General features: G+C 68.6%; 17 protein-coding genes and 3 pseudogenes. 11 read left to right on the forward strand and 9 right to left on the reverse strand.

What is annotated here, in order from left to right:
* Positions 1-168: 168 nt before the first annotated feature.
* Positions 169-1,104 carry a nitrilase-related carbon-nitrogen hydrolase gene (locus tag ACFYQ6_RS28435; RefSeq protein ID WP_388765633.1) on the reverse strand — a complete coding sequence of 312 codons (936 nt, stop codon included), beginning with the start codon at positions 1,102-1,104 and terminating at the stop codon, positions 169-171.
* Positions 1,105-1,293: 189 nt separating this feature from the next.
* On the reverse strand, positions 1,294-1,512 hold the full coding sequence (locus ACFYQ6_RS28440) for a hypothetical protein (RefSeq protein WP_388765635.1): 219 nt from the start codon (positions 1,510-1,512) through the stop codon (positions 1,294-1,296).
* 505 nt (positions 1,513-2,017) lie between these two features.
* On the opposite strand from ACFYQ6_RS28440, the gene ACFYQ6_RS28445 reads away from it, so the two are divergent.
* From ACFYQ6_RS28445 to ACFYQ6_RS28455, 3 genes are all read left to right on the forward strand, one after another.
* The gene (locus ACFYQ6_RS28445; RefSeq protein WP_388765638.1) at positions 2,018-3,211 is read left to right on the forward strand and encodes an NAD(P)/FAD-dependent oxidoreductase; all 1,194 of its coding nucleotides are present in this window, start codon (positions 2,018-2,020) and stop codon (positions 3,209-3,211) included.
* 385 nt (positions 3,212-3,596) lie between these two features.
* Positions 3,597-4,550, forward strand: a complete 954-nt coding sequence (locus ACFYQ6_RS28450; RefSeq protein ID WP_361581640.1) for a sigma-70 family RNA polymerase sigma factor — start codon at positions 3,597-3,599, stop codon at positions 4,548-4,550.
* Positions 4,551-4,813: 263 nt separating this feature from the next.
* Complete coding sequence (locus tag ACFYQ6_RS28455; protein WP_361581643.1) at positions 4,814-5,056, forward strand: DUF6411 family protein; 243 nt, start codon at positions 4,814-4,816, stop codon at positions 5,054-5,056.
* A gap of 427 nt (positions 5,057-5,483) precedes the next feature.
* Here ACFYQ6_RS28455 and ACFYQ6_RS28460 read toward each other — a convergent pair whose 3' ends face one another.
* Positions 5,484-6,437 (reverse strand): DUF1963 domain-containing protein, encoded by a 954-nt coding sequence (locus ACFYQ6_RS28460; protein WP_388765640.1) that lies wholly within the window; start codon positions 6,435-6,437, stop codon positions 5,484-5,486.
* Positions 6,438-6,589: 152 nt separating this feature from the next.
* Between ACFYQ6_RS28460 and ACFYQ6_RS28465 the strand changes: the two genes are divergently transcribed.
* Together ACFYQ6_RS28465 and ACFYQ6_RS28470 are read left to right on the forward strand one after the other, a co-directional pair.
* A complete protein-coding gene (locus ACFYQ6_RS28465) occupies positions 6,590-6,724 on the forward strand; it encodes a hypothetical protein (protein WP_388765642.1) in 135 nt (44 codons plus the stop codon).
* Positions 6,725-6,924: 200 nt separating this feature from the next.
* On the forward strand, positions 6,925-7,593 hold the full coding sequence (locus tag ACFYQ6_RS28470; protein ID WP_388765644.1) for a hypothetical protein: 669 nt from the start codon (positions 6,925-6,927) through the stop codon (positions 7,591-7,593).
* Positions 7,594-8,084: 491 nt separating this feature from the next.
* Here ACFYQ6_RS28470 and ACFYQ6_RS28475 read toward each other — a convergent pair whose 3' ends face one another.
* Positions 8,085-8,861: a MerR family transcriptional regulator gene (locus tag ACFYQ6_RS28475; RefSeq protein WP_388765647.1), complete on the reverse strand. Its 777-nt coding sequence runs from the start codon at positions 8,859-8,861 to the stop codon at positions 8,085-8,087.
* Between the two features lie 218 nt (positions 8,862-9,079).
* On the opposite strand from ACFYQ6_RS28475, the pseudogene ACFYQ6_RS28480 reads away from it, so the two are divergent.
* Positions 9,080-10,245: pseudogene (locus tag ACFYQ6_RS28480) on the forward strand (serine hydrolase domain-containing protein).
* Between the two features lie 360 nt (positions 10,246-10,605).
* Here ACFYQ6_RS28480 and ACFYQ6_RS28485 read toward each other — a convergent pair.
* Complete coding sequence (locus tag ACFYQ6_RS28485) at positions 10,606-11,664, reverse strand: DUF2330 domain-containing protein (RefSeq protein WP_361581658.1); 1,059 nt, start codon at positions 11,662-11,664, stop codon at positions 10,606-10,608.
* A 143-nt stretch (positions 11,665-11,807) separates the two neighbouring features.
* Here ACFYQ6_RS28485 and ACFYQ6_RS28490 point away from each other — a divergent pair.
* A pseudogene (locus ACFYQ6_RS28490) lies at positions 11,808-12,147 on the forward strand (transposase); the annotation flags it as partial.
* A gap of 23 nt (positions 12,148-12,170) precedes the next feature.
* Here ACFYQ6_RS28490 and ACFYQ6_RS28495 read toward each other — a convergent pair.
* Positions 12,171-12,578, reverse strand: coding sequence for an Imm10 family immunity protein (locus ACFYQ6_RS28495; protein ID WP_361581661.1), 408 nt, complete (start codon positions 12,576-12,578; stop codon positions 12,171-12,173).
* Positions 12,579-12,968: 390 nt separating this feature from the next.
* On the reverse strand, positions 12,969-14,180 hold the full coding sequence (locus ACFYQ6_RS28500) for a serine hydrolase domain-containing protein (RefSeq protein WP_361581664.1): 1,212 nt from the start codon (positions 14,178-14,180) through the stop codon (positions 12,969-12,971).
* A gap of 728 nt (positions 14,181-14,908) precedes the next feature.
* Here ACFYQ6_RS28500 and ACFYQ6_RS28505 point away from each other — a divergent pair.
* A complete protein-coding gene (locus ACFYQ6_RS28505) occupies positions 14,909-15,472 on the forward strand; it encodes a GNAT family N-acetyltransferase (RefSeq protein ID WP_388765650.1) in 564 nt (187 codons plus the stop codon).
* Between the two features lie 112 nt (positions 15,473-15,584).
* Here the strand turns inward: ACFYQ6_RS28505 and ACFYQ6_RS28510 are convergent, their stop codons facing one another.
* The gene (locus ACFYQ6_RS28510; protein WP_388765817.1) at positions 15,585-18,215 is read right to left on the reverse strand and encodes a SpoIIE family protein phosphatase; all 2,631 of its coding nucleotides are present in this window, start codon (positions 18,213-18,215) and stop codon (positions 15,585-15,587) included.
* A gap of 644 nt (positions 18,216-18,859) precedes the next feature.
* Here ACFYQ6_RS28510 and ACFYQ6_RS28515 point away from each other — a divergent pair.
* Positions 18,860-21,019, forward strand: coding sequence for a cellulose binding domain-containing protein (locus ACFYQ6_RS28515; protein ID WP_388765652.1), 2,160 nt, complete (start codon positions 18,860-18,862; stop codon positions 21,017-21,019).
* A 619-nt stretch (positions 21,020-21,638) separates the two neighbouring features.
* On the opposite strand, the gene ACFYQ6_RS28520 is transcribed toward ACFYQ6_RS28515, so the two are convergent.
* On the reverse strand, positions 21,639-21,920 hold the full coding sequence (locus tag ACFYQ6_RS28520) for a hypothetical protein (RefSeq protein ID WP_361581670.1): 282 nt from the start codon (positions 21,918-21,920) through the stop codon (positions 21,639-21,641).
* Between the two features lie 270 nt (positions 21,921-22,190).
* On the opposite strand from ACFYQ6_RS28520, the pseudogene ACFYQ6_RS28525 reads away from it, so the two are divergent.
* Together ACFYQ6_RS28525 and ACFYQ6_RS28530 are read left to right on the forward strand one after the other, a co-directional pair.
* Positions 22,191-22,391 (forward strand): annotated as a pseudogene (locus ACFYQ6_RS28525) (helix-turn-helix domain-containing protein); the annotation flags it as partial.
* 207 nt (positions 22,392-22,598) lie between these two features.
* Positions 22,599-23,051 (forward strand): hypothetical protein, encoded by a 453-nt coding sequence (locus tag ACFYQ6_RS28530; RefSeq protein WP_388765828.1) that lies wholly within the window; start codon positions 22,599-22,601, stop codon positions 23,049-23,051.

Consider the following 23,051-nt stretch of genomic DNA (forward strand, 5'->3'; position numbering starts at 1 on the left):
ACCCTACGAACTGATCAACATGGACATCGCATACGTACAAGCCCGGAGCTGGGCGGCCGCGGCGTCGATGTCACCGCCGTTCAGGAGCGTACGAACACGCTCGTGGCCAGGCCCAGGCCGAGGAAGTGGGCCAGGGGCCGTCGCGTGAACGGAGCCGGGCGGGCGCTGTCAGCTCGCGGGCTTGAGGGTGTGGTTGAGGGTGAGGCGGTTGTCGGTGGGGTGGTGACCTTCTGGGCTGAAGGGCGGGACGGTTGCTGGGAGACAGTCGGCGATGAGCAGGCAGTCGTGATGGCGGTCTTCGGCGGTGGCGGCGATCAGGGGTTCACCGTCGGGGGCCCAGATGCCGGAGTTGCCTTGGTACTGCCATGCGCCGGCGGAGACCTGTTCCCAGCCGCGACGGTTGGCGTAGGCGATGAACAGGCGCCAGATGCTGGCCATGGCGGGGATGATGTGGCGGGTGGCGTCCTGGTAGGGGACCTGGCTCATGGTCCCGTCGGCCAGGCGGAAGTGCGCGTCGGCGGCGGTGGGCCCGATCACGACCTGGGCTCCGCGTTCGGCCAGGTACTGGTACAGCGGCGGGAACTCGCACTCGTAGCAGTTGAGCACGCTCACCGCGATGCCGTTGAGACTGACCACGGGAGGCAGGTCCTGCCCGAAGGAGTAGTTGCGCCGCTCGGCGGCCCCGTACAGGTGGGTCTTGCGGTAGTTCGCCGTCACCAGCCCGTCGGCCGCGATCACGCTGATCGAGTCGTAGAACTCGGCTCCGTCGCGTTCCGGATACGGCAGAACCACAGCCAGGCCGTTCTCCTTGGCTGCCAGTCGGGCGCGGTCGACCGAAGGGCCCTCACGGTGCTCGGCCAGCTCGCGGCACTGCCCGGGGTCGATGGCGTAGCCGGTGGTGTACTTCTCCGGGAACACCACCACCTGGCAGCCGTACTCCGCCGCCAGCGCGCTCACCTCCACCAGCCGCTCCATGTTGCACTCCACTGCCTGCCGGCTGCCGACAGCGCCCTGCCCCTGATAGAGGGCCACCCGCAGGCCCTCACCGAAAGTGGGCGCCGCACGCGAAGCGGAACGGAAGACGACGCGGACAGGTGCGGTCATCAGCAGGAATCCCTCTACGAAGAACGGCCCGGGTGACCGCCACTGCAGCAAGAACGACTCACCCCGCCTTCGGACACCAAGATCCTCAACCTGCCCCTACCGGGCCCCGACGCGACGAACTCGAGGCTCCCGCCTGCGCGCCTGACCGGTAGCCGAGTCGCTCGGAGCGGGACAGGGACGTCGGCACGCTCACGGTGACCAGGCTGCGGTCGCACGGACAGACAGGCCGGTGCGCACCCGGATGCCGGTGAAGAGGACCTCGGCGACGCCGAAGAAGGTGACGCCCAGGTCGTGCGCGCGGCGGAAGGCGGCAACACCCACTTCTTCGTCTCCTGGGCCATAGGCCACGGTCAGGCTCATCGAGCCGTCGCCGACCGCCGAGGCGGTAAGGCCCCTGCTGCAGAGCACGTCAACACGCTGTTGCTGCGGCAGGTCCTCGCCGAAACGGCTTGGGCGAGGATGCTCACCGAGAGGACCGGCGCGGCTTGACCGCCCTGTTCTGGCCCAACGGCAATCTGTACAGCGCCTTCCGCCTGGACATGGACGCCGGGCGCGACCTGGGACCAGTTGCCGCGATGCCTCGCCGCCGCACGTCTGCTCGCGCCGTCGACCGGTCAGAAACGGAGGCACGTCAGAGGAGTTCCCGGCTCAATCGACCAGGTGTACGACACCCGAGCCGGCCCGGCAAGGTCAGATACAGATGCGGAGCAGTGGTCGCCGCGTCGCAGGTTCGGTGACCCGTGTCCATCACACGCCCGCGGATTCCTGTCCGCGTCGCCTCGGCATGGCGGGCATCGGGTAGCAACGGTTCCACCTTGCCGTGATCCACATCACACCTGATTCCTGTCAGGAATCAGGCCGCTGTCCCGTTCAGGTCACCGACAGGGAGCCGGTCAACCGACAGGAGCAACACATGAAGCACCGCATCGTCGTTCTCGGCGCCGGCTATGCCGGGGCCTACGCAGCCGGGACCCTGGCCCGTCGGCTGTCCCCGGCAGGCACCGAGATCACCGTGGTCAACGGTGAGCCGGATTTCGTCCAGCGGCTGCGGTTACACCAGCTCGCGGCCGGCCAGGAGATCGAGGCTCCGCGGCTCGCCGACGTCTTCGCGGGCACGGGGATACGGCTGCGCCTGGCCCGTGTCACCGCCCTCTACCCCGAGCGGCAGGTCGTCGCCGTGGCTGACGCCGACGGCGGAAGCGGCGAGCTCGGATACGACACCCTCCTCTACGCGCTCGGCAGCCGCGTCGCCGACCACGGCGTCCCCGGCGTGGCCGAACACTCCTTCCATGTCACCAGCCGTCCGGCGGCGCTGCGCCTGCGCGAGTGCCTGGACAGCCTGGGCGCAGGCGCGAGGGTACTGGTCGTCGGCGACGGGCTGACCGGCATCGAGACCGCCACCGAGATCGCCGAATCCCGGCCCAGCCTGTCGGTGACGCTGGTTGCTCGCGACGAACTGGGCGCCCCACTGTCCCTGGGAGCCCGCAGCCATCTGCGCCAGGCCTGTGACCGGCTGGGCATCACTGTCCTGGAGCACACCAGCGTCGAAGGCGTCGAAGCGGCGCGAGTGCGGTGCGCCGACGGCACCGTCCTGGCGTCCGACGCGACCGTGTGGACGGCCGGGTTCGCGGTCGAAACCATCGCCGCCGTCGGCGGGCTGGAGGTCATCGACAGCGGTCGGATCGTCGTCGATCGCACCATGCGGTCGGTCTCGCACCCGAACGTCTACGCCGTGGGCGACAGCGCCTATGCCATCGGCGACAACGGCCGGCCGCTGCCGATGTCCTGCGCTTCGGCCGGCTATACCGGCATGCAGGCCACGGCGGCGATCGTGGCACGCCTGACCGGGCGCACGATCCCTAACGCCAAGCTGGACTACCACGGCAACCACATCAGCCTCGGGCGGCGGGACGGGATCCTGCAGATGGTCGACGGCGAAGCACAGGCGAAGCCGCAGTACGTGGGCGGCAGGAAAGCCGCGTGGATCAAGGCGGGCATCCTGAAGATGTCGCTGTGGACCACCTCGCACCCGACTTTCGGCCTCCCCAAGCGCAAGAGCCACCTGGTCGCCGTACCGGATGTGTCCGCAGAGAGAGCGGCCTCGTAGCCGCAGCCGTGGGCAAGCACTGCCACGACGCTTCGACACCTGTCGCTTCGAGGGTCGGGGGCGGATCACCCTCGCCCCGTCCTGTGCACGCCTGAGCACCCCGGTACCGGGCCGGATACCGGCCGCCCACCTGCGAGGCCGGACCAGCAACCGGGCGGAGCCACCGCTGACCCACGGTGTGTGCAACCAGCCCCGGCACCAGGTGAAAACCTCTCTCCGTCCGAGGAGGGCGCATGGGTACTCCGGCCCCACATGGGGCCGACACACTGCCGTCGTCCTGGCCGACGGTGGCCAGGACAGCCGTCCTGCTCACCACACTCATCAGTGTGCTGCTCCGAATCCGCCGAGAACGTGGTAGCTCAGCCGTCCAGTTAGGTGGTTCCGCGTGGACAGCACCGCCGATCATCGCTTCGACACCAGTCGGTTCGAAGCCAGCCGGAACCGGCTGGCTTCGCTGGCGTACCGGATGCTTGGCTCCGCCGCCGACTCGGAAGACACCGTGCAGGACGCGTTCTTGCACTGGCACACTGCCGACCGGCAGCGGATCAAGGTGCCGGAGGCATGGCTGACCAAGGTCGTCACCAACCTGTGCCTCGACCGGCTCCGCTCCGCGCAGGCCCGCCGCGAACGCGCCGTCGGTGCCTGGCTGCCCGAACCGCTCCTCGACGGCGACCCGATGCTCGGCCCGGCCGACACTTTCGAGCAGCGTGAATCGGTCTCCCTGGCCGTGCTGACACTTATGGAGCGCCTGTCACCGCTGGAGCGGGCCGTCTACGTCCTGCGCGAAGCGTTCTCACACAGCCATGCCGAGATCGCCGAGATCCTCGACATCACCGATTCCGCAAGCCAGCAGCACCTCCACCGGGCCCGGCAACGCATCACCGCCGCGCGCCGCGGCGCCGGCGAAGTCGACCCGGCATCCGCCCGCAGGATCGTCGAGGAATTCCTCGCCGCTGCCACCTCGGGCCGCACCGAACGCCTGGTGGCGCTGCTCACCGACGACGCGACCGCGATCTCCGACGGTGCCGGCCTGACCGAGAAACTGCTGCGGTACGACACTCCGCAGCGCATCGCAGCCATCGCACGGGCCGGCTTCAAATCCACACCCGCAAAGCAGCGACTTGCCGGAGGAATCTCTGCTGTCCACTACGCGCTCGTCAACGGCGCCCCCGCCATCCTCTTCGTGCCCGACGGCAAGGTTGTCGGCGCCGTGACGTTCGACATCACAGGCGGCAAGATCGCGACCGTGCGCGGAATCGCCGCCCCCGCCCGCCTCTTCCGCCTCACCGAAGCCTGGCGGCAGCACGGACCGGACACACCGGTCATCCCCCAGTGGTGAGACGGAGGCGACCGCGGCCAGGCGCGGCGCCCGCGTTGCACAGGCCCCGCGTCGCCGCCGCGCTCCGCCCGGCCGGTGACGCAAGGAGTTCTTCGCCCACGCCCCACTACTCGCCGCCATCGGGCCCAGCAGCCGTACGGAGCCGCCAGGACAGCGAGGCGGGCAGGCAGCCTCACCACCTGATACCCACCACGTGACTGCATCGGCGCATACCGGTGGACCACGAGGGCACACGGCATGACACCTCAACCTAGGAGTCATTCATGGTGATTGTTGGCATCATCGCTGTCTGTGTAGTTTTGGCCGTACTCGCATTCTTCGTGCCTCGGCTCTCTCGCCATCCCGAACGAGGCACCCAGCGAACCCTCGGGGCGGGTTCGCGCGCCGGTAGCAAGGCCCCAGGGCCGCTGGGCCGTCTCTTCAGCAAGCCGTTCCGAAGCAGCTCCAAGGCCGTTGGCAGCAGCGGATCCGCCGGCCGCCGGGCCCGCGGCCACATGCCGTTCTGACCGGCCCGCCGCCCCCGGCGACGGGAGAGGACGCGATCGCATCCGCCCTCGAAAGCGAGCAACGGTTGACGCGCCCGCGGTGGGGCGGAATGCCCCACCGCGCCTGGCCTTCCCTCTCCAAGATCTCCCGGCACAGGTGCTGGGACACATACGCCCGGACCGCGTCCTGCCACGCGCGCGAGCCCACCCCGAGCCGCCCGGAACCACGGCATGACAGCGCACGGCCTGCGACAGCGGCGTTCGCGGGTACGTCGGAGCTGGTGGCTCGCGTCTGGGAGACGCTGGAGCTTCCGGGCTCGGCAATGGGCTGCAGCCCGCTGAACGGGGCTGTCCAGGAATTCCGGCGCCATGATCACACCAGCTACCGGAACACGATCTCAGCTGAAACCAGTGGTTACGGGAGAGCGCTCGAGGTGCGTCGAATTGATCACGGGGCCTCGAAGTTGGTCACGGCCAGTGCCTTGACCACCCGAGCGGCGGCCAAGTCGTCTCGGCAGATCACGAAACTCGTGTAGTACTCCTCGTACACCCGGGCTTCACTGGCGAGCGATATCCATTCGCTCGTCAGCCGGTGCTTCTCCTCCTCCAGGTGGGAATACCATTTCGAGATCGGGATGGCTGGGATCTCGCCTGCCTTCTCGCGTCCCGCGAGGGTCTGCTCCGCAATGCTGTTGATCACCTCATCATCGGCATATCCGCCGATGACTGCGCTGACAACGCCTGCGCCGGACGGCCAGAAGTCGTGTGCCAGCGCCCGGAGTTCCTCCAGATGCGGCAGGTCACGCTCCATGTACCGGGCGAGCTGCTGCTGGAAGGGCGACATGTCCTCCCGATCGAGGTCCTCCCAGAACTCGTGCCAGTCCTCGTCGTCGCCCTCCTGGAGCCAGAGGGGCAGTTCGGCTCTGAGTTCGGCGCTGACGTCGAAGTGCTCGCGGACGCACGTGGAGCTGGGGGCCTCCGCGACTGCGGTTTCGGTGCCGTCCGGTACGTACACGACTCGCGCGTACCTTCCGGTCGTGTCCTCGTGATCCATTTCCTGGTTCACGAAGAAGAGCAGCGTCCCGTCCGCCGGCAGGTCGAAGCCGTCGACTTTCGGCAGCGCCCCACAATCGACGGAAAGAAGCAACGGCAACGGAATGTCCTCCGCGGAGGGCCAGTTCATGCCCACCGGCAGCCGGGGCAGCCCACCGAGCTGCCCGACCGGAAAACCACCGCCCACGGACAATCCGATCGACAGGCGAAGGTGCTCGCCGAATCTGCTGATCTCGTCGCCCGGGATGCCCGACTCAAGCGCTGCCCGACGAAATTCTCCCTGAAGATCCATACCCGAGAAGATAAGCCCGTTCCAACCCAGCTGTGCCGTCGGAGTGTCGGTGGACATGAGCTGTACGTGGTGGAGCGAGCAGTCGGCAACCTTGGATCGTCCCAGCGGATCCGCCTCCAGGAAGCGGTGCGTCGGACGGATAGGCACCGGCCTCACGGACCTGCGCGGCATTCCGGTCAGGGAGACGGTTGTGGCCGCCGGGGCTGCCGATGTCCACCGTCCACATGCTCCGCCGCGGGCACAACCCGAATCTGCTGCAGGCCCGCCTGCTCGCCGGGGTAGCGAACATGTCCGAAGCAGACGTCGGAGTCAGCGCCGGACTCGGCGACGGCAGTACGCGGTAGCTGGCAGGTGGTGGCGGCACGACGCGGCCCTGGCGCTGCGTCAAGCGGCGTTCGCCCTGAGGCCTGACCACTTCGCGTAGACGCTCCTCCACGGTGTGCTCTTCCGCCAGATGATGGAGCGGCGGACCATCCTGCCCTGAGCCTCGAGGCTTCGGGCGCCGCAGGCCTTCCTCGATCCAGCCTCTTCTAGAGTGCTCTGCATGCCGATATCCGTACATGCGCTCGCACACCGGCCGGTGACCGCTGCTGTCGTCGCCGAGCTCGTCGCCCTGCCCGCTGTTGCTGCCCCGGACACCGACGACGTGATGGCCGCGGAGATGCAGCGGCGCGGATGGAGCTGGGAACACGAGCTGGTCTGCGATTCCGTCAGGACCGGATACGGACACATCCTTTGCACCGACGGCTATGACCCGTTCGGCCGCCCTGACGCCCGGCGCTTCCTTGTCTTCGGCGAACTGTATCCCGTCGACCCGGACGACAAGGACATGGCCAACGGCCCCTGGCTGTACGACATCATGGACGACTGGCAGCGACTGCCCGGCTGGAGCGGCCGCCGGCCGTGCACAGATCAGGACTGCGAAGCAGTTCTCGCCGAGGCGGAGCAAGCCGTGACCGAACACCTCGGGTCAGGTCCGGAGAGGACGCTGCTGTCATCGGCAGCAGTTGTCACCGGACCACCGCTGACCCACCGCATCTGGCGCACCCCCACACACGCCGTGGTCCTGGGGCCGGCTGCCGACAACGGCCCCTACGCCTACCTCACCCACCTGCAGCTGTCCCTCACACCCCTTACCTGCGGCCCCGCTCTCCCAGCCGCTGAAGACGAGGACGGCCTGACCGCTTGGATCAGCACGCACGTCGACTGGTGATCTCGCCTCTGACGCGCCCGTGCGCACCATCGGCACACGATCCCGGACCACAGGCTGCCGCCAAGGTGATCCGTCAGGTTTCCGTGGTCGACGAACGGGCGGCTACCACAGCAGCAGGACGGTATCCCGCCACGCCCTGGAGCTCCCACTCCCCCGTCGCCAACCCGTCGAACGCCTCCGTACGCACCGACCATTCCCCCTCAGCGCGGGCCTACGCGTACACCACCTGGCCTGCGCGCCGGGCGTGCAAGCGGGCAGCAGCGCCTCCCCGGTGTCGGAGACGACCCGCAGTGACTGCACGCGGAGTCGAAGCCGCCCAGGTCAAGGACGCCGCGGGCGGCGGGGTGGCGTAGTCGGTCGCGGACACCCTCGGTCCGGTCGCAGCGGCCGGGAGGGGAAGCCGTCCTCGAGGGCCCGCCACCGCCCTCGTCGCACGACGGCGCCGGAGGCGCATGTCCAGTCTGCGGTCCCGACCTTCTCCTGCGAGGGCGTCACTGATGCGGGATGTGGATACCCGCCGCCCGCAGGTTCGCTTCGACCAAGGCGTTCAACCGGGCGATGGCGGGCCCCTGGTCTTCCCGGTGGTGGTTGACCAGTCCGTACCGGGCGGCGGCGTCGGACTGGTTCCGGAAACCGGCCGGCATCGTCTGCAGCGCACTGTTGGTCAGCAGGTTGGCAGCTACTGCAGAGGCGAGCCCGTCGATCCGTGGGTCGTCGGGATCCCAGGATCTGGCGTCCCAGCTTCGCTTGGTCAGCTCGACGAACTCCGGGTCTGCGAGCGAGCGTTCGAGGTGGGTCAGGAAGTTGTCGAATATCTCCGGAATCAGTGCCCGGGCCAGCACCAGGCCCTCGCGCTGAACGGCCATGTAGTCGGAGCTGAAGCCGAGTTCGGCGAGTCGGTCCAAGATCGCACAGGCACGGTCGGGCAGAAGGGCCCGGTCGCTGTGGTTGAGCCGGTGCAGCGTGTCGCGGCGTTCGGTCAGGTCCTCGATCCGTTCGGTGAGGCGGTGATGGACGTCGTCCAGGGCGGCGGCGAACCGCTCGGGATCGGCGTCGAGCAGGTCGCCGATCTCGGCCAGTGGTACCCCGGCCCCGGCCAGGGTCCTGGCCTGGATCAGCCGAAGCAGGTCGGCCGACCCGTAACGCCGGTAGCCCGAACCGTCCCGCTCCGGTTCGGCGACCAGGCCGAGCCGGTGATAGTGGCGCACCGTTCTGATCGTGACGCCGACGAACGCCGCTGCCTGACCGATCGTGAGCCCGTTCGCCATCGGCTCAGCACACCTCCAGAGCGTGGGCGGCACCGGTCTCGGAGTACGGGTTGCGGGGGATCACAGGGGCGAGGGTAGCGCGCAGAGGTCGGTGCCGGTCAGCCCATGGCCGCGCGAGGTTGACCTTGACCTTGGGTCAGGGTGCACGCTCATCGCGAGGCCGCCTCGAAGGGGCCGGTAGCCACTTGGGCCAACTGACGCGAAATTGAGGAACGACCATGAGCGAGTCCCTCCACACCACACAGAACTCCGCTGCCGGACAGGATCGTCCGGAGCTGTGGAAGGCCATCCAGGAGATCGTCGATTCCGGTCTCGCCGGGGTGTCGCTGCGCGTGAACGATGAGCGGGGCGAGTGGGTCGGCAGTGCCGGGGTGGCCGAACTGGGCGAGGCCGGCAAGCCGCCGGTCGACGGGTACGTCCGCATCGGCAGCAACACCAAGACCTTCACCGCGACGCTGGTGCTGCAACTGGTGGCCGAAGGCAAGATACAACTGGACGCTCCGGCGGCCGACTACCTGCCCGAGTTCGCCCTTGACCGGCGGATAACGGTGCGGATGCTGTTGCAGCACACCAGCGGCGTGTTCAACTTCACCGGCGAGCTCCTCGCGGACGGGACGGTCGTAGCGGGGATCCCCTCCACCATCTCGGGTCAGGAGTGGGTGGACAGCCGGTTCAAGACCTACCCGCCGGAGGACCTGGTAGGGCTGGCCTTGTCCAAGCCGGCACGGTTCGAGCCGGGAACGGGCTGGAGCTACTCCAACACCAACTACGTGCTGGCCAGGCTGCTGGTCGAAAAGGTCACCGGCCGTTCGTGTGCCGAGGGGAGACGCAGGAGCGGATTCTGGGGCCGCTCGGACTGTCGGGCACTGTGGTTCCGGAGACCTCACCGGAGATCCCCGAGCCGCATGCCCACGCCTACTACCGGTACGAGGAAGCCGGCCGGCAGAAGACGGTCGACGTCACCCGCCAGAACCCTTCCTGGATCTCCGCCGGCGGCGACATGATCTCCACCACCCAGGACCTCCACACGTTCATCTCCGCGCTGGCGGGCGGCAAACTCCTGCCGGCCGGGCTGCTGGCCGAGATGCGCACGCCGCATCCCGAGAGCGGCTTCGGCCTGGGGCTGCGTGTGCAGGACGCGGGACCCGAGGGCGGCACCCTCCTCTTTCACAACGGCGGCGCCGCGGGCCACGCGGCGCTGATGTACAGCACACCCGACGGCAGCAAGACCCTCACCGCCGCGCTCAACTATGTGGACGACGCCTCGATGTCCCTGGCCGGGGCGTTTCTGAAGGCGATGGAGAGGCTCGTCGAGGAGGTGTTCGGCGGCGGACAGGCCGGATCGACCGACGAAGTAACTGGTCCGGCCCAGCCGACGAACTGACCACCCCGCGCCCCTCGGAATGGGCATGAGTGCGACCCGTGCCCTGGGCGACGCGTACCCCGAACCCTCGGCGGTCTCGCTCTGCGGCACGGTGTGGCCGCCGATGTGCGCGCAGAGCACGTTCGGTGCCCCCGCTCCGACCCGTGCCCGGCGGGCTTCGGCGTTCCGACGGCCCAGGGGCGCGGAGGAGGATCGCCCGGCTCGACAAGGAGTCCAGGCCCGGACCGGCAAGGGGCAGTCAGCCGGCAGCGAGGGGCGGCTCACGGGCAGTGAGCCGGCCGCGGCAGTGGCTCATGGGGCGACGGGCCGGCCGCAGCGGTCGGCCCGCCGGGACATGGGGGCGCCGACCAGCACGGTGGTTCAGGTGGCCGGACGTACCGCAGGGCGCCGCCGCCGGACACGTACCGCAACGGCCGTCCCGACGGCCGCGAGCAGCACACCTGCCACCGTGAGGAACCAGACCGGGATTCCGCCGCCGACCGTGAGAAGCCGGTCGTGGTAGATCACTTCCCGGTACGGGGTGTCGACGGCCGCCGACGTCAGCTCGTGGTCGCCGTCGATCCGTGCCGGGAACGGGAACGACTGGTCGATCGCGGTCAGGTACACCGGTCCGTCGGCGCCCACGAGCTCGGCGACCGCGCCCTCCGGTTCGATCGGGCCGGCGAAGGTCACCTCGGGCGCCCGCCCGCCGATGTCGTCGCGCGGTTCCATGCGGTGGTCGGCGAGGACGTACAGGCCGAGTGACTGGGGGGTCTTCGCGAGACGAGAGAGCCGCATGGGATAGATCAGCCGCTCGCTGGCGAAGCTGATCCGCAGCGGATCGAGCTCGCCCCGGAGCGTTGTGCCGTCCGCGTCGGGTGCGAGGCGCACCGCGACGTACTCCCAATTCTGCTCGACATACGGCTGCAGTTCCGCCGCAAGTCCGTCGGACAGCTCGAAGCCGTTCTTCTCCAGCCAGCCGCTGAGTGCTTTCGGGTCGGTGGCGGTGAGCCGTGCCACGTCGAAGGGGCCGAGTCGCTCGCGGCCGACGACCCCGACTGCGCCGGCGCGGGGCGGTGCGGCTCCCGCGCCGTCCGAGGCAGCGCCGGCGAATGGCCAGTCCTTACCGCGCGGCCAGAAGTAGTGCCGGTCCTTGTGCTCGGGGCGGGTGAGCTGTTCGAGCTCGTCGAAGAGCTCCGTGTCACCGAGTTCGACGTCGGCGCGGCCTGGTACTGGCATGATCCAGGCGGCCCGCTCGGCGGTCCCCCGCACGGTGAAGCGCATGACGATCTGTTCCGTACGGCCGTCCCAGCGCACGGCGGAGCTCTCCCGGTCCACCCCGATGTACTGGTTCCGGTCCGGGATCATGGCTCCGCAGCCGCACGCGTACGCCGGCGCGATCAGTGAGCCGAGCTGCAGCGCGAGCAGCGCGACGAGCATGGCCAGAATTCTGTGTGTCCCCCGCATGCACCCTCAGACGCGGAGCACGAAGATCCGGTTCCGGCAGGCGGCACCCCTTGTGTACGGGCGGAGTGCGGCAGGCAGCACTACCGGCGCCTGTCTGCAGCCACGCCTCGTCGCAGGAGCGCGGTCCGTCGGGTTCGAGGATCCAACTGACCTGTGACCGGAACGGGCTTCCGCGGTCGTTGCGTATCTCCGGTGTGACCATCCACGACAGTCAGGGCCTGGAGCCGCTCGTACGAGACATCCCCCCACCCGGTCCCGCCGCGGGCCCCGGCGCCGGCGAAACTGCTTGCACATAAGGGCTACGACTACGACCACCTGCGTCGATGGCCGCGTGAGCGTGGAATCCGCCAGCGTATTGCCCGCAGGGGCGCCGAGTCCGCGCAGCGGCTGGGCCGGCGTCGCTGGGTGGTCGCGAGAACGGTGTCCTGGCTTGCGGGCTGCCGTCGGCTCCCACGGATATCGACGTCTCGACAATCGGATCAAACCGGGAAACCGGTGAGCCGAGGCCGGGCTTCCTCACGTCCGAAGGTCAGCACCTTCACAAGCACGTCGCGCATCTCGGCAATGCTCTCGGCCGGCACGTCGAGCACTGCCTCGATCTTCGCGTCCTCCAGCTCCAGATCGTCCAGACAACCGGGGTCGAGCGTCACCGTGAGCAAGGTCCCTGTGAGAGCCACCTCGCGGACACAGCCATAGGCTGTGCTCTCGTCCGGGGTCATCACGCAGTACGTGTCGAGCCCGAGCACGATGTCCTGCGGAGATGGCTCGTCGGCAGCGCTCGTGAACAGGAGGAAGAAGCCCTCGTCCTCCTCCGCGACGCCGGCCTGCATCTCGCCGTCGACATCGGCCTCGGCCGCAACCGCACGGGCCGTGAACCTGTATGTCATATGCCGGTTCTACCAGGAACCCAGCAGATCTCACACTCACCCCCTCCGCCGCAAGTGTGTGAGATACCCGTGGGCGGTCGCGGACACCACCGTGAGGTGGACGACGTTCGACCGGGTGCACCTCGACCGTCGGCCGGAACGTCCACCGGGCCGTGGAGGAGGAGTCCGAGGAGTTGTTCGAGACCGTCCGGCTTCTCCTTGGTCCCGACACGGGCTCCTCCCCCGGCGACGTCAGCGAGCAGGGAGTACGTCATTGACGCGGCAGTGCTCGCCATGGACCGGGCGTCGCTCGATCCGCTGGATTCTGAAGAACCGGCCTGCACACCTGCACCGGTAGGTGCCGCTCCGTGGGCAAGTGCGGACCGGTCACCTCACGGACGCGTCACCGTCTCAGTGGCGCACGACGCCGGGTGCGATGTCCTCGGTGAACGACGCACCGGCGGAGCGGAACTGCTTGCTGCTCTTGACGGGGTCGACACCGCAGAAGGCGGCTTCGAGCGTGCCGGCGAGACCCGTGTTGACGGTGCCGTTGTTCGACGTGTTGGCCATCGACGTCATGCTGCGCTTGCCGTCGGCAGTCGTGAAGGCGTACGTGTAGTAGCCCTGCACGGTTCCGGTGTGACCGTAGACCTGCACACCGCAGGAGAGCACCCTGCCCCGCAGGCCGAGGCCGTAGGACTGGGTACCGTCCGCGTTGACCGGGACCATGCTCATCATCTCCCGCAACTGCGGCTGGGGGACGAGCTTGCCGGACACGAGTGCGGCGAAGAACCGGTTCAGGTCTGCGCCGTTCGAGATCACGGCACCGGCGGACTGGGCCCAGGAGGCCGTCTGCTCCGTGGAGTCCACCAGGGGGAGCGTGGTGTCGTCGTCGCGTACGTAGCCCCGTGCGAAGGACCCCGTGAGGGTCGTCACCGGATGCACGTACGAGGTGTTCCTCAGGCTGAGCGGCTGGAAGATCCGCTGCTCGTACTGAGTGGCCATCGGCACCCCTGTGAGGTGCTCGATCATCTGGCCCAGCACCACGAAGTTGGTGTTGGAGTAGCTGTAAGCGGCCCCCGGTGCGCCGGTGGGCTGGTGCGCGGTCGACAGGTCGATGAGCTCCTGGAAGGAGAACACCTTGTTCCGCACCGCTTCGAAGCCCGGAACGGTGTTGTAGAACATGTCGTTCGTGTAGTCCCACAGTCCGCTGCGGTGGCTCAGCAGGTGCCTCACCGTGACGCGGTCATCCGGCAGCGGCTCGGGGAGGTAGTCGTTCGCCGGTGCGTCGAGGTCGACGCGCCCTTCGGCGACGAGCTGCATGAGCACAACGGTGGTGAAGCTCTTGCTGACACTGCCGACGCGGAATTTGCGATCCGCGTCCATCGCGGTACCGGCCGCGGTGTCCGCCTCGCCCGAGGCGATCCGGTAGCTGGAAGCACCGGAATCGATGCGGGTGAGCGCGCCGGGCGCGCCCTGCGCCATCGCCTGCTTCTGCACGGCGAGGACGCCCGTGATCGACGGACTGGGGAGGACAGTGGTGGCGGCGCCGGCAGGGGTGACGGCCAAGGCCGTCATCATGACGGTGCCTGCGAGCGCGACGCTCGCGTTCTTGATGCGCATCCGATTCTTTCTGACGTGATCGGGTGAAGACGCTGACGGCAGTCGCAAGCAAGCCAGGACGAGTACCTGACGGGAGAAGTCGTTCAGCTCTCGGCCCGGAGAAGGTCCTGGGCCCACGATGTGCCGGCCAGAACCATAACGCACAGGGTGGTCGGCGGCGGGGAGCCGAGCTGCTGGTACTGCACTTGCCGAGGCCCCGTCAGGTGGCAGGCGGGCAAGGCGAGGAGGCCCTTCCTACGGTGAACGCAGCAAGGGCGGCACCGTGTACCGTGCGTTGCTCGGACGTCGTCTCCACCAACCCCTCCCGATCCCAGCAACGGTGATGACGGGGCTCGCCCATTTCCGTTCAGTTCGGAGGCCGTAGCGATCGCCAAGGACGTGATCGCACCAAGATGATCAAGCGCCAGATGTTCGGCCGGGCCAGATTTCCGCTCCTCCGTATGCGTGTCCTCCTCGCCGGCCCCCGCCGCACAGCCACTGAACGCCAGGCAGGTCCGGAGAATTCTGAGAGGCGCATGGCGGATCTCCTCGACGACCGGGCCGGAGCATGCCATGGAGATCACCGTCCGGTCCACGGACTTCCTGGTGGGCGGATCCTCGCGCGGATCGGTCGGAGACACGCAGGACGATCGCGAGACGTGTCTCGGCGTAGGTGTCACGGCGTCCGTGTGGCCGCCGCCTCCATGTCCGCCGAGGCCGTAACCCGGTGGACAGCTCTCCGGCTCCGGGTGAACATCACCGCGATGAACAACAAACCTCTCTCCGCCCCCAAACGCGTCCGTTTCGTCGAGCTCAGCGCAAAGGCGCTGCGGGCGCTTGCTGACGGTGACATCGCCGGCGGCAGCGCCGAGGCCGGGGTCGCCCTTGACGCGCACTTCGTCGGTGAGCGAGCCCGCTGGATCTTCGGGTATCGCGCCGACCAGCTCGCCGAAGACCCCTCTGCCGCGCCCTGGATCACGCGTGCCGCGGTGTCCGAGCCGGACGGGGCAGTCGTTGGCGACGCCGGGTTCCACGGGCCGCCGGATGAGGCCGGCATGGTCGAGGTCGGCTGTACCGTCGTGCCCAGGTACCGCCGCCAGGGCTATGCCCGCGCCATCCTGAAGGCGTTGCTCCTCAGGGCCGCGGCCGACCCCGACGTCAGGACCGTGCGCGCCAGGATCGAATCCGACAACACCGCCTCCCTGGCGTGCATCGAGGGCTTCGGCTTCACGCGCGTCGGCGAGCGGGGGGACGAGCGCGACGGACTCACCATCGTCTTCGAGGTTCCGGCGGACGCCATTCAGGCCGGATAGCTCCGAACGACGTTGTGTCCTGACGAGAGTGTCGGTTAACGCGGTGCTGCCTCGCTGCCCGCAAGTCCTCAGCGGGCAGCGAGGCAGCAGTCCACATGTCACAGACGTCGCTCTATTCTTCGTCGGTCCACTGGTCCAGAAGGTCGTCCTCGGTGACCGTGGGCGAAGGCGCTCGGTCACGCAAGGACTGCTCGGTCCAGATGACCTTGCCGCGAGGGGTGTATCTGGTACCCCAGTGCTGGGAGCACTGGGCAACCAGGAACAGTCCGCGTCCGCCTTCGTCCGTGGTAGCCGCACGGCGTAGATGGGGGGAAGTGCTGCTGGCGTCGGAGACTTCGCAGATCAAGTTCCTGGTGTCGTGGAGCAGCCGCAGGCGGATGGGCTGGGTGCCGTAGCGGATGGCATTGGTGACCAGTTCGCTGACGATCAGTTCGGTGGCGAACGTATGCTCTTCCAGGCCCCAGGTTTCCAACTGCTGAGTGGTTTCGGCGCGGACACGTGAGACGGTGGCGGGATCGCTCGGAACATCCCAGACCGCGACCTTGTCCGGGCCCAGCACACGAGTGCGGGCCACCAGTAGCGCGATGTCGTCGATGGGGCGATCGGGCTGAAGTGCCTGCATGACGGCGCTGCAGGTCTCCTCCAGAGTTCGGCGGGGCTGGTCGGTCAGGACGTCACGCAGGATGGTCAGGCCGGTGTCGATGTCGCGTTCGCGGTTCTCGATGAGGCCGTCCGTGAACAGCACCAGCCGGGAGTCGGCAGGCAGATGCAGGGTCGCTGTCTCGATCGGCAGGCCGGCGCCCAGGCCCAGAGGCGGCGAGACGGGGATGTCGGGGAAGGTGACAGTGCCGTCGGGGTGGGCGAGAGCAGGGCCCAGGTGCCCGGCCCGGGCGACGGTACACACCGCGCTGACCGGGTCGTAGATCGCGTAGAGGCAGGTGGCACCGGTGATGCCCGTACTGTCGGCGCCCGTCGCGCCCTCCGTGTCGAGAGTGGCCACCAGCTCGTCGAGGTGGGCAAGGAGCTCGTCGGGCGGCAGGTCCAAGGCGGAGAAGTTGCGCACAGCGGTGCGCAGTCGCCCCATGGTGGCCGCCGCGTGCAGTCCATGACCGACCACATCGCCCACCACAAGGGCTACGCGTGCGCCGGGCAGGGTGATGACGTCGAACCAGTCCCCACCCACCCCGGCTTGCGCGGGCAGGTAGCGCTGGGCCGCCTCGATCGCGGACTGTACGGGCAGGCCGTGGGGCAACAAGCTGCGCTGCAGCTCTACTGCCATGGAGTGCTCGCGGGTGTAACGGCGAGCATTGTCGATGCACACCGCTGCCCGGACACCCAGCTCCTCGGCAAAAGACCTGTCGTCCTCCTCGAAGGCCGGGGACTCTCCCGTCCTCCAGAAGTTCGCCACCCCCAGCACCACTCCTCGGGCCCACAGCGGAACGGCCACCCACGAATGGAAACCGTGATCCAGGATCTGCTGAGCGCGTTCCGGGGCCTGGGCGCGCCAGCCGTCTGAGGCGGTGAGGTCCGGCTCCAGGACGGTGTGGCCGTGCGCGAGGCTGACGGCCGCAGGGGTGGTGGGGAGGAACCGGATCAACTGCCCGACAGCGTGGAAGGGGTGTTCCTCATGCAGACCGGCAACGGCCGTGCGGCGCATCTCCGTATTGGCCCCGTCGGGCTCCTCGCCGCGCAGGACCGGGTCCAGAAGCTCCACGCTGACGACGTCCGCGAACCGGGGAACGGCCACCTGCGCCAGTTCCTCCGCGGTGCGCACCACATCCAGTGTCGTGCCGATCCGTACACCGGCGTCGTAGAGTAGCTGCAGCCGCTCCCGGGCGACCTCGGCCCTTCCCGTCAGCGCCTGCAGTTCGGTGGTGTCCCGCAGCGTGACCACCCTGCCCGCCTGGCCACCATGCCCGTTGACGGACCGCACGTTGACCGCCAGCAGCCGGTCCCCGGCCAGATACACCTCGTCGGTGGCCGTGCGGCCGCCGGCCAGCAGCTCTCCGAGGCCCGTGGCCAGGCCGAGGTCACTGACGGGCTGTTGCTCCGCGTCCTCGGGCAGGCCCAGCAGCCGCCGCGCCTCGTCGTTGGCAAGCAGAAGCCGCCCGTCGCCCCCGACGATGAGCACTCCCTCGCGAACAGAGTGGAGTACGGCATTGTGATGCTCGTACATCCGGGTCATCTCGACCGGGCCGAGGCCCCCGGTCTGGCGCCGCAGCCGCCCGCTCACCAGTGCCGACCCGCCCGCGGCCAGCACGAGCGCGGCGCCCGCTGCGCCGAAGAACACCGGTAGCTGACGCCCCACCGTCTCGTTCACGTTCTCGATCGTGATCTCTGGATAAACGACGCCCGCGACCGAGCCATCGGGCCGGAAGACCGGGACCGCTGCGTACACGGCCGGCCCCACAGGCCCGTCGAAAATATGAGTGAGGGTTTTGCCCTGTGCCGCCTCCTTGTAGGGCCCTACGACATGTTTCCCGATCAGGTCCGGGTCCCGGTGGGTGAGCCGGATTCCGGACGTCGTCGAAACGACAATGTTGTCGAGGTCGGATTTCTTCCGTACGGCTTCGGTGTACGGCTGCAGAACAGCCGTCGGGTCGGAACTGTCCAGCGCTTCAACCACTCCCGGGGAGTTCGCGAACGTCTCGCCGGCGACCATCACCTCGTCGCGGGCCGTTTGCGTGGCCTGGTGCCGTGCCTGCAACACCAGAGCCACCACGGTCGCGGCAACGAGCAGCATCACTACGGCCAGCTGCAGGAAAAACACCTGACCGGCCACGCTTCGCAGACTCAGCAGTGACCGCAGGCGTTCCCCTGGCGTGCGATGAACCGCGTCCCGCTCACTCTTGGACCGAGTCGGCCGCCCGGCTTCGGAGGACGGCCCTTTCCGCCCGGACCTGGTACGCAAGAAGCGAGGGGCGAAGGCAAGGAATCGACCGCGGTATTTAATTCCACCCATCGCCCCAGTCTGCTGCCTCCTGATGGAAAATCTCCGCACTGTCCCCGATGGCCGCGCACCTTTACCTGAAAGAGCCGCGGGCGGTGACAAACCAGGGCTTCATCACGTTACGGAGTCGGTGCGGCTGGTCCGGACATGACCGGTCGGGGTGCACAGGAGAGCAGGTTCGATGTCCGGGGCCGCTTCCTGACTGTCTGTCACCCCACGGAACTATCGGGCTCCACTCCTGGTCCGCGTCGAGTCCGGCGTCCCGCAGAGCGCGTACCGCGGGGGCGAGGGCGCCCTGGTCCGCACCATTGACGCGGTCATGCCTCCCCCGCATCATCATGGGAGCGCTCCCATCAGCGTCGCACCGAAGGTGCCCACCGAACACGCACACCGGGCGTCCTGCCGACCGACGCGGCGCTCGCCGAGGAGGACACGTCATGCCGCTCGCACGCCTCTTTGACATCGGCCGGTTAGGCCGGCCGCCTCACAGAGCCGGAAGAACCGCTGGCAGACGCCCGGCCGCCGCGCTCGCCTGCGCCCTGGCCACGGTCGCCGCCCTCGCCGCCGCTCCCCCGGCGCCCGCCGCGACCGGCCGGACCGCGGCGGCCCCTGCCCCCACGGCGACGGCCGCCGACGAGGCGTCGACCGTCGAGGTGTCCGTCAACGCGGGGCTCGGGCTCGGCACCATCGACAAGGCGGCCTTCGGCGTCAACCACGCGCTCTGGGACTCTCGCATGAACGACCCCGAGGTGACCGGCCTGCTGGGCGAGGCGGGCGTCGGCGTGATGCGCTACCCCGGCGGCTCCTACGGCGACATCTACCATTGGAAGGACCACACCGCCCCTGGCGGTTACGTGGCGCCCGGTACCACCTTCGACGAGTTCATGGGCAGCGTCCGCGCCTCCGGCTCCCAGCCGATGATCATCGCCAACTACGGCACCGGCACCCCGCAGGAGGCCGCCGACTGGGTCCGGTACGCCAACGTCACCCGCGGCTACGGGGCGAAGTACTGGGAAATCGGCAACGAGATCTACGGCAACGGCCATTACGGCGGCGGCTGGGAGGCCGACGACCACCCGGACAAGAGCCCGCGTGAGTACGCCCGCAACGTCCTTGCCTACGCCGAGGCCATGAAGGCGGTCGACCCGACGATCAAGATCGGCGCCGTGCTGACCACGCCGGGCGACTGGCCGGACGGCATCGTCGGCCCGGGTGACTCGGCTGACTGGAACCACACCGTGCTGTCCGCGGTCGCCGGGAAGATCGACTTCGCCATCGTGCACTCCTACCCGGGCGGCTCCACCGCCGACGAGGCCCTGGAGCGGACCGCCCGGCTGCCCGGACAGCTCCGCGAGGTCCGCCGGCAGATCGACCGGTACGCCGGGGAACGCTCGTCGAAGATCGGCATCGCGCTCACCGAGGTCAACTCCAACGTCCAGATGAACAGCCGCCCCAACGGCCTGTTCGCCGCGGACACCTACATGACGGCGCTGGAGAACGGCGTCTTCAACGTCGACTGGTGGAACGTCCACAACGGGCCCACCAAGGTGGAGACGGTGGACGGCGACACCGACTTCAACGACTTCGGCCTGCTCTCCAGCGGCGGCTGCGTCGGCGACGTCTGCCAGCCGGCCGTGAACACGCCGTTCCACCCGTACTTCGGCATCAAGTCGCTGACCGAGCTGGGGCGTCCCGGCGACACGATGGTCGCCTCCTCCACCGACAGCGACCAGGTCTCCGCGCACGCCGTGCACCGGGCCGACGGCACGCTGAGTGTGATGCTGATCAACAAGGACCCGATGAACTCCCGCACCGCGGACATCAGTTACGCCGGATACACGCCCACTGCCCAGGCACCGGTGGTGCACCGTTACGGCCGCGGCGACACCGATGTCACCCGGGTGGCTGCCACCGACGGCGGCGACCAGGTGCTGCCGCCGTACTCGATCACCACGATCACCGTCGCCCCGCACGCCGCCGCGGCCTCGGTCGGCGCGCCAGGCGCACCGAAGACCACCTCCGTGGGCAGCTCGACCGCCACGGTGAGCTGGACGGCACCCGCCAACGGCAAGGCAGTGCGCTATGAGGTGTACGAACGCCTGGGAGCGAACGCCCAGTTGCTCGTCACCTCGACCTCCACCTCGGCGACGCTGCACAACTTGCCGCCGGGGTCCGAGCACACGGTCAACGTCCTCGCCCGGGACGCCGACGGCCGCCTGTCGCGCCCCTCCGAGCCGCTGACCTTTGCCACCACGGCTCCACGCGACAGCAGCTGCCTGGTCAACTACCGGGTGGACAGCGGATGGAGCAGCGGATTCGTCGCCACCGTCACGGTCTCCAACGTCGGTGACGCACCGATCAACGGCTGGACGCTGGACTTCACCTGGCCGTCCACCGGCCAGTCCGTGCAGAGCTCCTGGAACGCGAACGTCACCAATTCGGGCACACGCGTGCATGTGACCGACAACGGCACCAACGCCGAGCTGGCCCCTCACGGCGGCTCCACCGCCACCTTCGGCTTCGTCGGAGCAAACGATGGCGCCAACCCCACGCCGACGACCTTCACCCTCAACGGAACGGTCTGCCGCACCTCCTGATCCACGCCCGTGCCCGGCCGGCCCTCCGACAGGCCGGGCACGGGCACGGGCACGTCAGAGGATCGGCACCCGCACCCTGAGGGGAGGCGGGAGTTGCGCGAGTACTTCGCTCTGAACGGGGTTACCGTCGTGTCGAACCCGGCCGCCGGGGTCGCGCGTCCGTATCTGCGTCAGGTGCCGGTGTTCGAGGCCGAGACCGGGCTGCCGTCCGGCCTCAGGGCCGACGGGCGACGACGAGTGCGCCGTCGATGCCGCCGCGCGGATGGGTGAGCCCACGGACTGGCGTGGGTCTGGCACCGTACACGCAACCGTCGCTCTCCGCGCCGGGAGCGGGCCGCCCCGGCACGGATGGGCGGCCCGCTCCTCGACGGTCAGGTGTCGTACGTGTCCGCGCGCAGACGGTCAGGTGTCGTACGTGTCCGCGCGCAGTGGTGGCCCGCACGGCAGGGGCACGATGGCCTGACGCCGAGGCAATCGCCCGGTTGCGATAGCAAAAGCTATGGTGTCTGCCGCTGCGCTCCCCTCGCGTCACGGGTGCTCAGCAAGGCTCGCAAGGCCGTCGGTGTCCTCCTCCTGCGATCGTAAGGAGGAGAACACCGACGGCGGCAAGGTCAGGTGCTCAGCGGTTGGTCCACAGGTTCCAGACCCAGGGCCAGGCGGAGCCCTCGGCACACTGGTATCGGTCCCAGTGCCCGCGGTCGATGCCCTGCTGGCCGGCCGTCTGGCAGCCGTTCAGGGTCATGAACTTTTCGCGGTGGACGTCGAGACTCTCGGCTGCCTGCACCGTGGTCACCCGCTGGTACGTGGTGTCGGATGCCGCGATGGCCGGCGCGACCATGCTGAGGCCGAGCCCGGCCACCGTGATCGCGGTGAAAGCGGACAGTGCGATGCGTACACGCATGGTGTAGATCCTTTCGGTGGGAGTGTGAAGCCTGGCCGTGCGGCGTCCGCCGGCGAGGCCACGATTACCGGCACGCTCACCCCTGGGAGTGATCTGCTCTCGGCCGGTACGCAGAGTTTGCACGGGAACCGGCCCTTGGCTGACGAAATCCCGCTTGCTTCAGTGATGTCGGGATAAATACATTCCTGACCTGCTGGGATGTGCTCGTCCCGGGACATGGGACGCCGGCGGGACACCGCTCCCCCGCTCTGTGAAAGGGCCTTTATCTCGATGACCGGCCAACAACACGATCATCGTGCAGCAGCACGAGAACTGGGTGCAGCACTGCGGAGCCTGCAGCAGCGGTCGGGGCGCACTTTGCGCAGCCTCGAAGCTGAGGTCCGCATCAGCGACTCGTCGCTGTCCCGCTACTTCCGCGGCGAAACCGTGCCGCCATGGCCCGCGGTCAGAGACCTGTGCCGGGCGTTGAAGGCAGACCCCACTCCGTACCGGGTCCTTTGGGAAGCTACCGAGAACACCTCACCCGCTGACCATGACGTTGCGGCGGCGAACGTCAGCGTCGCACTCCAGACTGCCGACGATGGTGCCGGTCCCTCGCACACGGGCGGTCCGGCGTGGTGGCGAAGATGGCGCGAACTGCCCGGACGTCGTGGGAGCGTGACGGGCCGGAGGGCTGTCGTGCTGGCCGGTGTCGCGGGCGCCGTGGTGGCCGTCGGCCTCTTGGTGCTCCTGGTGTCCTCGCACACCACCCCCAGCACCGCGACAGCAACGCAAGGCGCTCAGGGAAAGAATCATGGGGCAGACGGAAGCAGCCACGCCGGGGTGGTGGTCCACAATGTCGAGAGGGCCTGCCAGAGGCCCCGCACGGCCACGTGCGCTCTCTCTCTGGCCTACAACCCTTACCGCCCCTACAACACCGCCAACTCCGCAGGTCGCGTCTGGCACCACGACCTGCTCCAGGCGACCTGCACAGTCGCCAACGGCGTCTCCGTCACCGACGAGAACCATAAACACACCAGCATCTGGATCCGGATCACGCACCACGGGGAACAGCTCTGGCTCCCCGGAATTCGCGTCCACCCCGACCACCTGACCCAGCTGACCACCGTCTTGCCCACCTGCGAGCCGTGA

Origin of the sequence: Streptomyces sp. NPDC005494, assembly GCF_042872025.1 — a bacterium.
Lineage (GTDB): Bacteria > Actinomycetota > Actinomycetes > Streptomycetales > Streptomycetaceae > Streptomyces.